Source organism: Phocaeicola sp. RTP21359st1_B8_RTP21360_211022 (assembly GCF_040911965.1).
Taxonomy (GTDB): Bacteria; Bacteroidota; Bacteroidia; order Bacteroidales; family Bacteroidaceae; genus Phocaeicola; species Phocaeicola vulgatus.
Map to the genome: position 1 here is coordinate 1 of NZ_JBDFXP010000070.1, position 15,741 is coordinate 15,741.

Sequence of the window (15,741 nt, forward strand, 5' to 3'; positions counted from 1 at the left end):
CTGAGCGAAGTTAGGACTTGCCCGATTTTTTTGCAAACACAAAAAAAGGCCGTCTCATTTTGAGACAGCCTCTTTTTTGTTTTATTAAGAATGTATTTCTAAACAAGTATTCCCGTCATTATAGCATTAATAATTTGAACTCAAGGTTTACTCTCTTGACGTTTGTAATTTCTGCTATCACTTCTATACTTCCCTATCTATAGATGATTCGGCAAAATGGTGGAAGTAGTGGCAGCAAAGTAATAAACCTTTGTTATAGGAAGTTACAATAAAAAATCAATCTTTTTCTTGATAGGTTAGTTCGTGTGTTGCTAAATTATGCACATAAAAGACCAATTTTTACCTTATTTTTCTTTGATTGCTTTTTACTTTTGTATCAAGATATATTTTTATCTGATACGAAATGAAATTAAAAATTTTAGTAAGTGCAATAGTGAGCATTATTATATGGCCGGCAAGTATTACGGCACAAAGTGAATTGATTCCAATGATAGAAATACCCGCAGGAAATTTCTATATGGGAACTTTGGGTGAAGATGAGAATTATGATGAAGCACCTATGCATAAGGTGTATATATCCAAACCATTTAAAATGGGGCTGACCGAAGTGACTAATGCGCAATATGAATTGTTCTGCCCTAAACACAAGTTGCTGCGTGGTAAAAATGGTTTTTCAAGTGAAGATGACGAAGCGGTGGTGTTCGTAACTTATCAAGATGCCGTTGCCTTTTGTGACTGGTTGACCCAGAAAGAAGGAAAAACTTATCGTCTGCCTACCGAAGCTGAATGGGAATATGCATGTAAGGCAGGCCGTTACTGGAATTTCTATATGGATGACAAGCTTCCTGCCGCCTGGCAAAAGAATCAAGTGATAGCGGCTACTCCCAAACCCTTGTCTTTGAAAGTGGCACAAACTCCTCCTAACGAATGGGGGCTACATGATATGTGTGGAAATGTGGAGGAATGGTGTTTGGACTGGTATGGGCCCTATATAGACAAGGAACAGACTGATCCTGTCGGCTATTCGGACGGTATAGCACGGGTGACTAGAGGAGGTAGTCATAATACACCGATGAAATATCTCCGTTCGGCAAACCGTATGGCTATGTTGCCGGAGGACAAACATGCAATGACAGGCTTTCGGGTGGTACAGGCAGAGTATCCGCAGACCGCTCCGCTTTCTCAGCCAAAAGATGAGTATGCCGTGTCTCAGATAAAATGGGATTGGACTTCTCAGTGTATCACGGAACCTGTCTTCACTGCTCCTTTGGTTTATGTGCATGAACCGGATGCGCATAGTGGAACGCCTTTTTTCAAGCATAATCATCAGCCGGCATTGACTTGGTGTGATAATGGAGACTTGTTGGCTGTGTGGTTTTCTACCAATGAAGAAAAAGGCCGTGAGATGGTGGTGCTCTCTTCGCGCTTGCGTGCCGGAAGCCGTGAATGGGAAAAGCCTCGTATGTTTTATCAGATAGCTGATCGTAATTTGACCGGAACTGCATTGTTGAACGACCGCCAAGGGACTCTTTACCATATCAATGGAGTGGAAGCGGCCGGACATTGGCAGAATTTGATGATGACTTTGCGTACAAGTACAGATAATGGACAAACTTGGAGTAAACCTCGTATGATTGCTCCAGAGCATACGAGACGCCATCAAGTGATAGCCGGAACCTCTATTACAAAGGAAGGCTGGTTTGTTCAGGCTTGTGATGCCGGACCCGGTGGAAGAGACGGGGCTGCTGTTCATATCAGTAAGGATAAGGGAAAAACTTGGACGGACCCGTGGAATGGAGCGCCCTTGCCCGATTTTAAAGAGGGAGGGACAGGTACCACTATCGCCGGAATCCATGCCGGAGTGGTGCAATTGAAGGATGGCAGATTGATGGCATTGGGACGTAACAATAGTATTCGTGATAAAGAAGGACGTCTACGTATGCCTATGAGTGTATCTGATGATATGGGAAAGACTTGGCATTATTCCGCTTCGGAATTTCCACCCATTGATGGAGGACAACGGCTGGTATTGATGCGTTTGAATGAAGGTCCTATTTTGCTGATATCTTTTACTGAACATCCTTATCGTACTCCGAAAGAGGAGCGTGGTATGATGTTTACTGAAAAATCAGGAAAGCCTTTTAAAGGATATGGCATGTACGCTGCTTTGTCATACGATGAAGGTAAGACCTGGCCTGTAAAACGTTTGTTGACTGATGGCACTTATCGTTTCCTTAATGGTGGGGCTTGGACTCAGTTTTTTGAAATGGATGAGAATCATGCTGAACCTCGTGGCTACCTGGCCGGAACACAAACACCTGATAATATGATTCATTTGATAACGAGCCGCTTTTATTATAAGTTTAATTTAGCTTGGTTGAAAGAAAACTAGTATAATAAGGTAAAGAGTATATATGAAAAACATTTTATCTGTTTGCGCATTTTTGCTAGTCTTTGGGATGCTCCCTTTATGGGGCAGTTCCAAGATTCTTTAAATGAAGATCAAACTATTGTACGTATTTGGGAAGGTGATAATTAGGATCCTTCTATTGTCCGTTATGGAAAGTCTTATTATCTGGTCCATTCTTCTTTTGTTTATATTCCGGGACTGGTAGTTTACACGTCGGATGACTTGGTCAATCTATGCTTATGAGAACGGATTTCAAACATTGGGTTGTCAGGATCCTTTTATGTGAATTGGTTCAGAAGGAGAATGGTTACATTTGAAAGAAGGAGTTATTTCTTTACCTGTACCGGATCACTTAATATGCTAATTTGCCGTATGGTTCTGCTATGTTCGCATGTCAATTGGCCTATTAGCAAATTGGCAAATTAGCACATTATTCAAAATTTGCACATAATAGACCAATTTTTACCTTTTTGTTCCCTGTCTCCTGTTTACTTTTGTATTAGAACAAATCTTAATCTATACAAAATGAAACATTTACATTTTCTTGCTTTTGCCTTGTGCTGGCTTGTATGGGGACATCTGTTAAAAGCACAAAGTATTGATCATTATAGTTCGTTAGATCCTTCGCAACCTATAGAATTTAAAGGAAACTGCCTTCGTTATGCAGATAAAGAAATTATTTTAGGTCCGAAAACATTTTTTGTTGATGGGCAGTTGTCCGATAGGGAAGTGGCGGGTAATCCTTATGTTTTTAATAGTTTCAATAAAGCTGCCGCTAATTTCTCAGCTGGTACGGAAGCGGAACCTATGAAAGTTTATTTGGCTCCTTATGTCTATTGGATTGATGATCCAGATGACCCTGCTATTCGTGTTGGTAAAGACGGCCGTGAACCGTTCGGCTTGGTTGTTAAATGCCCTTATCTCCATATTATCGGATTGAATACTCATCCTGAAAATACAGTCCTGGCATCCAGTCGTGGACAGACACAGGGGGCTGTCGGTAATTTCACCATGTTTGATTTTTGGGGAGACGGTCTGTTAGTAAAGGACTTGACCATGGGGAATTTCTGTAATGTCGATTTGGAATACCCTCTGAAGAAGGAATTAAGCAGGAAGAAAAGAATGTCTGCCATCACTCAGGCACATGTCGCTTATTGTCATGGCGACAAGATTGTGGCGGATAATGTACATTTCATCAGCCGCTTGAACATGAATCCGTTGAATGGCGCCAAGCGGATACTTTTTAATAAATGCCACATGGAAAGTACGGATGACGCATTGACCGGAACAGGGGTTTATCTGGATTGTACACTTCATTTTTATGGTCAGAAACCTTTTTGGAGAAGTGATATGGGCGGAGCTGTATTTTTGAACTGTGACTTTTATGTATGTCATGAGGAAGACCGGCAATATTTTTGTAAGTCGGTCGGGCCGTTAAGTATTGTCGATTGCCGTTATCATTCGAAGAAGCCGGTTTATGCGGGCTGGACACATGATCCTACAGATTGGTTGCGTTGTTACCAATACAATGTGAAACTGAACGGGCAACCTTATGTAATAGGGGCTGACAAGCCTTATAATACGGTTTGCATGGATCAGCTGAAGCAACTGAAAGCTTTCCGGCTGGAAGAGAATGAAGAGGTAGTTTATAATACTTACAATTTATTGAGAGGAGAGGATGATTGGGATCCTCTTCAGGTGAAAGACCGTGTCATTGCTATAGGTAAGCGGGATGGAAGGGATTATACCCGGATGCCCTCCTGTCTTTCTGTAGAGCCTTTAACGGCTTCCATCCAGACTGGTGGCCGGACGGTCAAATTGACTGCAACAGTAAAAAGGCATTGCAACTATGTACTGAATAATGTTCCCGTGAAGTGGAAAGTACAACAAGGTTATGAAAAGGATGTGAAATTATCTACTTCCGAGGGTTATGAATGTGTTGTCGAGGCAACTAATACGGAGGATGAAACAAAACATTTCACTGTGATAGCCTATACAGAGGATGGCTTGGAATGTGCGACGGAACTTACGGTTGCTCCCGATTATGTACCGGCTCCCTCGTTTACGGAAGAGCCGGAATTGAATATTGCTAAAGGAGTAGCTACTGTCAGTTATGCTTTAAATTTGAATGGGCGCAAGGATGAATCATTGATAACCTGGTATAGATGTACGGACAGGAACGGGACTGATAGACTTCCGGTTTCTGTATCCCGCTTGAATGAACCGGAATATTCCTATACGTTGGTAAAAGAAGATGTTGGTTATTATCTGATGGCAGCTATCGCTCCCAAGCATCTGCGTTGTTTGCCGGGGGAAGAACGGATTGTTGTTTCCAATTCTCCGATAAAGAAAGGGCAAGTGAATATCACTCATATATTTGAAACGGATTTTCAGAACTTTCCATGTAAGAATCAACCACAACTTTTACCGGGATTTTGGACGATTGGTGGATATAAGCCTTTGGATACGGCAGCATACGATTGGCAGGTAGTTCCGGATAAGGATTATTGGATTTATGGACCTGGAATGAATGGTTCTCACGGAACCGGTTTGTTGCAGGATCAGAAAGGAGCCCGTTTGCTGTATACTCCATTGGATGGCAGCTATGGAGATATGGCAATCACATTGAATGTGGATGCCAGTAAAACAGCAGGACAAGGTTTTGGTAGTGCTACAGGACAGTATTTGGATTTGTATATCAAGTTTGATACCCGTACTTTAACGGGATATGCATTGCGTATCATTCGTACGACCAAGTATAGTAATGCGGTTGATTTTATTTTGATGAAATATGAGAACGGGGTGGCTGAAGCCATCAGTCAACCGGTGTCTTCTACCTGCTATCGTACAAATTGTACTCTGACATTGACTGCTAAAGGAGGAAAATTGACAGCACATGCTTCAACAACGACTCCGCTTCCGGCGCCTGTAACTGATCCGAACTTGAAACTTTCGGTAGATTTGGAGGCGGATATAGCCTCGAACACTTTTGGGGGCACCGGTATCCAGCATACGGGCAGTTGTGGTGAAAGTACAACGATGCTGCATTATATGAAGGTGGAATGGGAATAGAATGATTAAGACTTGAATTTAATACTGATGAATCTATGGTTACATTAAAATCGTTTTTAGGTATGATTGCCGCAGTTCCTTTTATAATGGCGTGTAATCAGACAGGGCAGGTCAATGCAACACTTTTTCCTGCTTCCGGTTCGGAAAATGTCAATCCGGACACTCATTTGGTTCTTACTTTTTCCGAAACTCCTGTCCTTGGAGATTCCGGTATGATACGGGTTTATGACGCAGTTACTGACCAAGTGGTGGACAGTTTGGATTTGAGTATTCCGTCTGGTCCTACGGAGAGCCGTACGTATGGTCCGGAATGTGATTATACAAAAGTGCCTTATGACTATACTCGTACCGTTATGCCTACCAATAAAGATACTCGTCCGGGTACTCCTTCGGGAACGGCGGAACCTACTCCTCCTGTGTACCAGCTTACTATTATAGGGGGATTTACGGATGCCTTTCATTTTTATCCCGTCATCGTGCGTGATTCTATAGCTACTATTTATCTACACAATAATATGCTGGAATATGGGCATACTTACTATGTGACTATAGATAATGGTGTGTTAAATTTAGCTGATGGCAGTTTTCAAGGAGTCACTAAAGAAGATGAGTGGATTTTCACTACTAAATCTGACATGCCGGAACTTTCAGATACATTGATTGTGGATGTTGCAGGAAAAGGAGACTTTAATACAGTTCAGGGAGCCTTGGATTTTATTCCTGATTTTAATGAACAACAGACTGTGATTTTAGTTAATCCCGGTGATTATGAAGAATTGGTCTATACAAGAAATAAATGGAATGTTAAAATTAAAGGAGCAGGAATGACCGATACTAAAGTACATTATGCAAATAATGAAGTCTTTAATCCTCATCCGCTGACTGTGAAAACCAATGAGTGGCCCGGTACATTTCCTTCCCGTCGGGCGGCTTTCATGCTTGATAATTGCAAGGATATAGTCATTGAGGATATGACCATTGCTACAGATTTAAAAGGTCAGGCAGAAGGGTTGTTGATTAATGGAGAAAGGATTGCTTTATACCGTGTACATATTATAGGTTCAGGAGATGCATTGCAGGCGAATGGAACAATCTATATGGAATCTTGTGAGTTGGATGGTGGTGGTGATACTATTTTAGGACGTGGCAGCTTGTTTGCTTATAAAAGTAATTTCCGTAATGGTGGCGGCCCTTTCTCATGGGTAAGAAATACGGCGGGCAATCATGGTAATGTGTTTGTTGAATGCACTTTTTCTACGGAGGATGGTAAACAGGCGGATTACGGACGTACTAAAAGTAACCACGGTTCGGCCTATCCTGATGCAGAGTTTGTCTTGATAGATTGTAAAGTGAAAAATATAATTCCTGAAGGCTGGAGTTCTATTGGAGCGAAGACTGCTAAAATGTACGAGTATAATACTTGTGATATGGTGACAGGAAATCCGGTTGATGTATCCAAACGTCATCCATATTCCCGCCAGCTGACAAAAGATAAAGATACAGAGCTGATTAACAATTATCGGAACCCTGCTTTTGTTTTGAAAGGCTGGGTGCCGGATAGTTGTATAAATGGGACGAAGTAATAATTAGTGGAGATAAGTTTGCGCATCGAATATTGAGGTATCTAATTAAATATCGGAAACAGATATGGATGATCTATTAAAGTTGGAAACAGAAACTTTTAATAAATTATATACTGATTACAGGTTACGGTTTATTCGTTTTGCGCAAACTTATATTCTCGATATTTCTATAGCTGAAGATATTGTGATGGACACTTTAGCTTATTATTGGGAACATCGAAGAGATATAAAGAACGATGAGAATATATTAAGTTATCTTTTAACGGCTATAAAGCATAAATGCTTGAACTATTTAAGACAGGAACGCTTTCATTATGAAAAGAATAATTCTTTGTCTGAACTTGCTTTATGGGAATTGGATTTTAAGATATCAGCATTATCGGCATGTGATCCTTGTGAATTGTATACTAATGAGGTGCAAGAGATTGTAAATCATACGCTTGAAAAATTGCCATCAAAAACTCGACAGATTTTTTTTATGAACAGATATGAAGATATATCCTACCCTGAAATAGCTAAAAAGTTATTTGTGAATCAAAAAACCGTTGAATATCATATAAGTAAGGCATTAAAAGCTCTACGTGCTGTCCTCAAAGACTATCTTTCTTTTTTGATTTATCTAATTTAGCAGATTTTTTTGTTTTTCGTTTAGGGTATTTCCATTCTCATGTGCTTATAGAGTAAATAATGGAAAGAAAATGAATTTATTATCGTTGTATCATTTTTTTGCAGGCAAAGCATCTGACAAGCAGAAAGAAGCTATTAAACGATGGGCTGAAAGTTCACCGGATAATTATGAGACATTATGTCGTGAAAAGAAAATATTTGATGCAGGTATTTTGTTGGTAGATAAAAAGGAACTGTTTCAAAAAGAAAATGCCCCGTTGTTATATAAGTTAATTAATTATACCGTAAAGATAGCTGCGGTTGTTCTTTTGGTTGTTGTGTCTGTTACTATTTATAAGTATCAGGAATTGGTGAAAAAATCAGAGGTATTACAAACCATACTTGTTCCTGCCGGTCAAAGAATAAACATAATTTTACCCGATAGTACGTTTGTGTGCCTTAATTCTAATACGAAATTTAGTTATCCTTCTGTTTTTGCAACAAATAATCGTAAAGTAAAGTTGGATGGAGAAGCTTATTTTGAAGTATCGGCCAATAAAAATAAGCCATTTTATGTACATACTTCAAAAGGAGAAATCAAAGTACTCGGTACTCATTTTAATTTGGAAGCTTATTCTAACGCTGATGTATTTAAGACTTCTTTGTTTGAAGGCAAAGTCCGTGTCAGAGTAAAAGGTAACAATATTTATTTGAAACCTGATCAAATGGTATGTTATCATAAAAATGGAAAAATTCATTTGGAAACCATCCACGATTATGACCAGTTCCGATGGCGTGAGGGATTAATTTGTATAAAAAGCGCAAAATTGAAGGACATCATGAAAACTTTTACTAAATATTTTGGAGATAGCATTGTTATTCAAAATAAAGAGGTGGAACATTATAAATATACAGGAAAATTTAGACAAAGTAGAGGGGTTATTAATGCGTTAAGGTTATTGCAGAAAGATGCTCCTTTTACTATAGAGCAGGATGAGGACAAACAAATTATTTATATCAAATAGAGGTTCAAATACATAAAACACAACTATATTTTTTTTAAAACTAAAATCTAATAACATGGAAACAACTTATTTAAACGTATGTGATAGGCCAATAAGTCGGTGGTCTATTGTGAGATTACTGAAAACAGTCTTGTTGCTATTATGTGTGTCATTTAGTTCAGTGTACGTACAAGCATCAGATCGGAACGAAGGTATCACTATTTCATGTAAGAATGAAAGCTTGGAACAAGTGATACACTTGATTGAGAGCCAGTCATCTTATCTTTTTGTGTTAAATGATAAGGTGAATACTAAACACAAAGTAAGTATAAAGATAGAGAATGGAAATATAAATGCTATTCTGAATAAAATCTTTCAAGGTACCAATATGACGTATCAAGTTGATGGAGATCATATTTTAATTTCAACTACTCATAAAAGTATCGGTTTGGATGAAACACGACAGGCTACCATGATAAAAGGAAAAATAGTAGATAATGCAGGTGAGCCTATGATTGGAGTAAATGTATTGGTAAAAGGAACGACTAATGGTGCCATTACTGACTTTGAAGGTAATTATTCTCTTGCTGATGTAAACGAGAATGATGTATTAATGGTGACCTATATTGGCTATCTTACTCAGGAGATAAAAGTCGGGAAACAGTCTGTCATAAACGTTGTGATGAAAGATGATACTCAATCTTTGGATGAAGTGGTAGTGGTTGGATATGGTGTTCAAAAGAAGAGTGATTTGACTGGTTCTATATCTTCTATAAAACCAGCGGATATTACATCTACTCCTACTACCAATGCGTTGAAATCTTTGCAAGGTAAAGTAGCGGGATTGGATATAACACAATCTAGCGGGCAACCCGGAGCCTCTATTTCATTAACCATGCGTGGTAATCGTTCTCTTAAAGCTGACAATAATCCGTTAGTATTGGTCGATGGTATAGATTACGGATCATTTGTTGATATTAATCCTACTGATATTGAGTCTATTGAAGTCTTGAAAGATATCTCATCTACAGCTATTTATGGAACGAAAGGAGCTAATGGTGTAATTATTATTACAACAAAATCCGGAGCCAAGGGACAAAAGACGAAAATCGATTTTAATGCTTATGTTTCTATTAAAAATAAGGCTAAATACCCTCGTATGATGAATGGAGAAGAATATGCTCAATTAAAGAGAGAGGCCTATAGAACTACTAATTCAGCAGCGCCGGATCAATATATGGATGATGCTTTGATTTTCAATGCAGAAGAATTGGAGTATTTGGAAAAAGGTTATTGGGTTGATTGGCAGGATTTATTGTTGGGTACCGGTATTACCCAAAATTATGAAATCAGTATGTCTGGTGGTACGGAGAAAACATCTTATTCATTATCATTTGGTTTTCAAGATGATAAAGGATTGTTGAAAAATGATGTATTGAAACGTTATAATGGTCGTATTAGTCTTGATCATAAGATAAATAAAATTTTCAATGTGGGTGTGAATGTTTCATATACTTTTAAAGATCAGGATAAGAGACAGAATCCATTGAATTTGGCTAACAAAATACCATGTATAGGCAGAGCTTATGATGATAATGGTAATTTTATATTAAACCCTGCTCCTGGAAATAGTTCTGCATTCAGTCCTTTATGTGATGAGCAGCCGGGTGCTTACGAGGATAATATTCGTACGAAACGTATGTTTGCTTCGGGGTATTTGAATGTGAATATTCTGAAAGATTTTTTCTTTAAATCCACTATTGGCATTGATGTTACAGATAGTCGGGAAGGTATTTATAAAGATAAAAATACAGTAGCTAATCTTGGTGTAAAATCTACCTCTTCTGTTCAGGCGGATAACGATTGGCGTTATACTTGGGAGAATATACTGAATTACTCCAAAACATTTGGGAAACATGGACTAACTGCAATGATTGGTAGTAGTACCACTGCTTATGGATATGAAAAGGTTTTGGCTAGTGGAGCTAACCAAGCTTCTGCTCTGACTTCATTCCACGATCTGGGAGCAAATGCTGATTCAAAAGAAAATGCCAGTCAATTGATTGAGACGCAAATGGTTTCTTTCTTTGGACGATTGAATTATAAGTTTAATGAACGTTATTTATTCCAAGCTTCTTTGCGTGCTGATGGATCTTCCGTTTTGGCGAAAGGGCACAAGTGGGGGTATTTCCCGTCAGCATCCGCTGCGTGGCGTATTTCAGAAGAAGGCTTTATGGCTGATCAAGATATTTTTAGTAATTTGAAATTACGTTTAAGTTGGGGAGTTGCTGGTAACAGTGCAATTGATGCTTATGCTACTTTAGGAGGACTTAAAAAATCAGTATATACATTTGGCAGTAGTGTTTATGGATATTATCCTAGCGAGATTGCAAATAAAGATTTGACTTGGGAAAAAACATCGACATGGAATCTTGGACTGGATTTCTCAATTTTAAGAAATCGCATATCTGGTACAATTGATACTTATATTTCACAAACCTCGGATTTGTTACTTCCAAGTTTATTGCCTAGTTCTACTGGATATGCATCTGTTATGCAGAATATAGGTAAAACAGAAAATAAAGGTATTGAAGTGACATTGAATACAATTTGGTTTCAAAATAAAAATTTTAGTTGGAATACGGATTGGACATATAGTTTGAATCGTGAAAAAATTAAAGCTTTAAATAGTGGTGTAACGCGTGATGAAGGTAATCTTTGGTTTGTTGGCTCTCCTACTCAAGTTTTTTATGATTATAAAAAGATTGGTATCTGGCAATTAGGTGAGGAAGTTCAGGCCAAAGCTTTTGGAGGATTTAAGCCAGGGGATATTAAAGTGGCAGATATGTCACCTAAAGGTTCTGAAGGTGAAGGCGTTTTCTCTACGGATGACCGGGTTATTTTTTCAAGAGTTCCTAAGTATACGTTTGGTATAACTAATAATATCATCTATAAGAATTTTGATTTAATGTTCTTTATTTATGGTCGTATCGGACAATATGTAAAAGATGCCTATACTCAGCTATACAAGCCAAGTGCGTTGGAAAATAGCGCACCTGTAAATTATTGGACACCTGAGAATCCTAGCAATGAGTATCCTCGTCCCAATAGTGGTTATTCAACGAACAGCTATTTGTTACAGTCTTCATTGGCATTCCGTAAAGCTTCTTTTGTGAAAATACGAGATATTACATTGGGATACACACTGCCTAAAGAATGGACATCCAAAATGATGGTGCAGAAGTTGCGTATTTATTGTTCTTTGAATAATTTCATTACCTTCACGGATTTCCCGAATTATGATCCGGAAAGCAATGGAAGTATGGACTTTCCATTGGCGAAGCAAGTGTTGTTTGGCATCAATCTTAGTTTGTAATCTTTAATTATGATCATTATGAAAACAAAATTTTATTATTATATAAGCATATTATTTCTTTGTTTATGTCATGTCTCTTGTGAAGACTTTCTAGAAGAAACTAATAAAAGTGGATTGACAACGGATCCATTTATGAAAACGAAAGTTGGAATAGAGAGTGCGTTGAATTCCTGTTATTCGGGTGCAAGGACATTTTATGGTCAGGAAGATGGTTTTGGTATGACAGAATCTGGTACTGATTTGTTTTTGCGTGGGGGAGATAATAAAGCAAATCAATTGGCTGATTATACTATTGACTTAAATGGCTCCCAATCAACTATCGGAAATGTTTGGAAAAATCTTTATTTGTCATTAAGCGCTTGTAATCAGACTATTTCTTTGTTGCCAAGTGAAGTATTGACCGAAGCTGAAAATAAGTCATTTGAAGGCCAGGCTAAGTTTTGGAGAGCCTTCTATTTGTGGTTGATAACAGAAACTTGGGGAGACGTGGTATTGAACACAGAACCTATAACGGGTGCTGTTACTGAAGCACACCGTTCGTCTGTAGAAGATTTTTATAAAGTTATTTTTGATGATTTAGATGTGGCTGTCAATCAACTGGCACCAGGCAAATCAACAGATGGTAGAATAACTCAGGATGTAGCTAAAGCTTTTAAAGCAAGAGCTTGTTTGACCAGAGCTTGTGCAACGGGCGAGGCTTCGCTTTATGCTGAGGCCGCTGTGTTGGCAAAGGATATTATCAATAGTCAACGCTATTCTTTCTATACTGATTATAGTGATATGTGGGATATTGCCAATTGTGATGGAGGTACAAACAAAGAAGCAATTTTTTCTATAAATTACACCAACTCAGAATTAGAAAATAATGCTTTTGATGCTACTGCTACTAATTCGGGTAATAAAGGGATTGTTGATTTTGTGATGAAATATGATAAGGAAGCCGGAATGGAACGCGATGTCTTGAATGCTCGTCCTTTCCAAAGATATATGCCGTCCAGGTATCTGCTGCAATTATATAATGAGAATATAGATCAGCGTTATAAAGTGACGTTTAAAGATGCCTGGTACGCTAACAAGAATCCGTTATCCGAGAGTGATTTAAAAGTTTATCCTTTAATGGCTACAGGAGATACGGCCATATATATCATGAAAACGGCTGCTACTGATTCACAAAAAGTATGGGCGTCAAAGCGGTATCGTTTGCTGGATGTTAATGACGTGTACACTTCGGAAGGTAAAGCTATCTTAAGGTCGCAATTTGTAGAAATGCATAAGTTTGCCGATCCTACGGCGGTTTATAATCAGGATTGGTGTCAACGGGATGCATTTGTCATTCGTTTGCCGGAAATGTATTTTATTGCAGCCGAAGCGATGCTGCAAACGAATAAACAGGAAGCGGTGGATTTGATGAATGAATTCTTGATGAAACGTGCAATACCAGGTAAAGAAAATGACATGAAAATTACTGAATCGGAACTGACTATCGATTTTATTTTAGATGAGAGGGCTAGGGAATTGTGTGGAGAACAAATACGTTGGTTTGATTTAAAACGAACTAAAAAGTTAGTTGAATACGTTAAGTTGCATAATATGGATGCAAAAGATAATATTCAAGAATATCATATGCTACGTCCGATACCCCAAAATCAATTGGATGCGGTGACTAATAAAGATGAATTCACTCAAAATCCCGGATATACAAAATAAAGTAATTTTGTAAAAGGAGTATATTGAAGTATTTCTTCTTAACATACTCCTTTTATAATATACCATAAAGAAAAATAGAGGTAAAATGAAATCAGCTATAAAAAAAATATTCGTTTTAGCGGGTTGTGTACTATTGTTTGTAACATCTATGAGAGCACAGAGGGCATGTCTCAATTTATCAGAAACTCTATGGAATATCACTCTTGATCGTTCGGCTGTATGGCAAAATGATTCTCTTTATGTTCCTCCTGTCAATATTCATGACCTCCCTGTTCATATACCTACCGGAGGCTGGAATTTGCTTGATACACCCGATAAGATAGGGGTGACACTTCCTGCTACCGTAGAGCAACACCTATGGAGATGGAATGGAGAAACATTTGGAGTTACCGGAAATTATGTAGGGGTTTCATGGTTTGATACAAAAATAAATGTACCTGCTGATTGGAGAAATAAACGGATAGTGATGAATGTTGCTTCTGTCCGTTTTAGAGCTGAGATTTTTGTTAATAAAAAATTGGTGGGATATGATTTGGTGAATAGTACGCCGTTTGCTGTAGATGTGACACCTTTTATTCTACCTGGTCAGGAAAATGTGATTGCTTTCCGCATTACTGATCCAAATGGTAATTTTAATTGGAAAGATTCCCAAGTCTATACATGGGGAGAGTATAGAACTAATCCTTCTCATGGTTTTGGCGGTATAACTGGAAAAGTGGAGTTGGTTGCTACGGATAAGTTATATATTGGAGATGTTTTTATTAAAAACCAACCGGACCCTCATTCTATTGAAGTTGAAGTGACGGCTTGTAATGAAACAAAGAACCCGATGAAGGCTCAGAAAATGCTTTTAACAGTAAAAGAACATAAAGGTGAGAAAGTACTTTACCGAAAAGAATACCCTGTTGAAAATCTTGTTGTCGGAGAGAATAAACAAACTTTTCATATTCATTTGCCAGCGGCAAAATTGTGGAGTACGGATTCTCCTCATCTTTATGATTTGTCTGTTTCAGTAGGTACGGATAATTATACGCAGCGTTTTGGATTCAGATGGTTTGAAGTGAAGGATATTCATGGAGATAAGCAATTTTTCTTGAATGGAAAAAGAATTGTTTTACGTACAGCTATTTCATGGAGTTTCTGGCCGGATAATGGGATCACTCCATCTGATGAGTTGGCTAGGAGACAAGTGGAGAGTGCTAAAAAGCTAGGACTTAACATGTTGAATTTTCACCGTACTATCGGGCATAGCAATGTCTTGGATTATGCTGATGAATTGGGACTATTATACTTTGAAGAACCGGGAGGCAATCAGTATCCTATCAGTCACTTTAATGATAATAACAAGCAAAGCAAGTTTTATTTTGCTTACCGGAATGAAAAATTGGCGCGAATGATTAAACGTGACCGTAACCATCCGTCTCTTGTTATTTATAATTTGCATAATGAACGGGGAGCTTGGCCACAGGTACAGGATTATGCGCAGATGCGTATGGCACATTCGTTGGATCCTACCCGTATCTTAACTTATAATTCCAGTAATGGAGAGAATCCGGAAAATGAGGCGAATGCCCGTTTTAAATTGCACTTGATGCCAAACGATACTACTTTTTATGATTATGGATGGTATGACAGGCATCATGCAGGTGGTCCGGGTTGCTATCATGATAATTTATATTTGGGTAAAGATAACTATCACCGTTTTTCAGATCATAAGGATGAGATTATTTATTGGGGGGAAGACGGGGCTATTGGTACTCCGCCGCGTCTTCAGCTCATTCGGGATGAAATCCTGCAATCTGGCACTACTTCTGGATGGGAAGCGATGGATTATATGAAGTGGTATGATGCATATGATTCGTTTCTTAAACACAATGGATTTGCCAAAGCATTTCCTACAGTGGATGATTTGACCCGTGCCATGGGGAATGTGGCTTTCTATTATCAAGGTAGGGTAATTGAGAATATTCGTATCAGTAATAC

Annotated in this window: 8 protein-coding genes and 1 pseudogene; all 9 read left to right on the forward strand. The window is 38.3% G+C overall.

Going from position 1 to position 15,741, the window contains the following annotated elements:
* The first annotated feature begins 403 nt into the window (after window positions 1-403).
* A complete protein-coding gene (locus tag AB5062_RS21290; protein WP_011965339.1) occupies window positions 404-2,392 on the forward strand; it encodes an SUMF1/EgtB/PvdO family nonheme iron enzyme in 1,989 nt (662 codons plus the stop codon).
* Between the two features lie 22 nt (window positions 2,393-2,414).
* Window positions 2,415-2,641 (forward strand): annotated as a pseudogene (locus tag AB5062_RS21295) (family 43 glycosylhydrolase); the annotation flags it as partial.
* Window positions 2,642-2,935: 294 nt separating this feature from the next.
* Window positions 2,936-5,482: a hypothetical protein gene (locus AB5062_RS21300; RefSeq protein WP_011965340.1), complete on the forward strand. Its 2,547-nt coding sequence runs from the start codon at window positions 2,936-2,938 to the stop codon at window positions 5,480-5,482.
* A gap of 35 nt (window positions 5,483-5,517) precedes the next feature.
* A complete protein-coding gene (locus AB5062_RS21305) occupies window positions 5,518-7,065 on the forward strand; it encodes a pectinesterase family protein (RefSeq protein ID WP_011965341.1) in 1,548 nt (515 codons plus the stop codon).
* A 64-nt stretch (window positions 7,066-7,129) separates the two neighbouring features.
* Window positions 7,130-7,693, forward strand: a complete 564-nt coding sequence (locus AB5062_RS21310; RefSeq protein ID WP_011965342.1) for an RNA polymerase sigma-70 factor — start codon at window positions 7,130-7,132, stop codon at window positions 7,691-7,693.
* Window positions 7,694-7,763: 70 nt separating this feature from the next.
* Complete coding sequence (locus tag AB5062_RS21315; RefSeq protein WP_011965343.1) at window positions 7,764-8,696, forward strand: FecR family protein; 933 nt, start codon at window positions 7,764-7,766, stop codon at window positions 8,694-8,696.
* 55 nt (window positions 8,697-8,751) lie between these two features.
* Window positions 8,752-12,051: a TonB-dependent receptor gene (locus tag AB5062_RS21320; RefSeq protein WP_011965344.1), complete on the forward strand. Its 3,300-nt coding sequence runs from the start codon at window positions 8,752-8,754 to the stop codon at window positions 12,049-12,051.
* A gap of 18 nt (window positions 12,052-12,069) precedes the next feature.
* Window positions 12,070-13,758 carry a RagB/SusD family nutrient uptake outer membrane protein gene (locus tag AB5062_RS21325; RefSeq protein WP_011965345.1) on the forward strand — a complete coding sequence of 563 codons (1,689 nt, stop codon included), beginning with the start codon at window positions 12,070-12,072 and terminating at the stop codon, window positions 13,756-13,758.
* 85 nt (window positions 13,759-13,843) lie between these two features.
* On the forward strand, window positions 13,844-15,741 hold a 1,898-nt coding region (locus AB5062_RS21330; protein ID WP_368331272.1), incomplete at its 3' end, for a glycoside hydrolase family 2 protein.

What these genes read in the sequence shown, in the direction of transcription:
- AB5062_RS21290 (WP_011965339.1), top strand. Translation starts at nt 404, where the DNA reads ATGAAATTAAAAATTTTAGTAAGTGCAATAGTGAGCATTATTATATGG.
- AB5062_RS21300 (WP_011965340.1), top strand. Translation starts at nt 2,936, where the DNA reads ATGAAACATTTACATTTTCTTGCTTTTGCCTTGTGCTGGCTTGTATGG.
- AB5062_RS21305 (WP_011965341.1), top strand. Translation starts at nt 5,518, where the DNA reads ATGGTTACATTAAAATCGTTTTTAGGTATGATTGCCGCAGTTCCTTTT.
- AB5062_RS21310 (WP_011965342.1), top strand. Translation starts at nt 7,130, where the DNA reads ATGGATGATCTATTAAAGTTGGAAACAGAAACTTTTAATAAATTATAT.
- AB5062_RS21315 (WP_011965343.1), top strand. Translation starts at nt 7,764, where the DNA reads ATGAATTTATTATCGTTGTATCATTTTTTTGCAGGCAAAGCATCTGAC.
- AB5062_RS21320 (WP_011965344.1), top strand. Translation starts at nt 8,752, where the DNA reads ATGGAAACAACTTATTTAAACGTATGTGATAGGCCAATAAGTCGGTGG.
- AB5062_RS21325 (WP_011965345.1), top strand. Translation starts at nt 12,070, where the DNA reads ATGAAAACAAAATTTTATTATTATATAAGCATATTATTTCTTTGTTTA.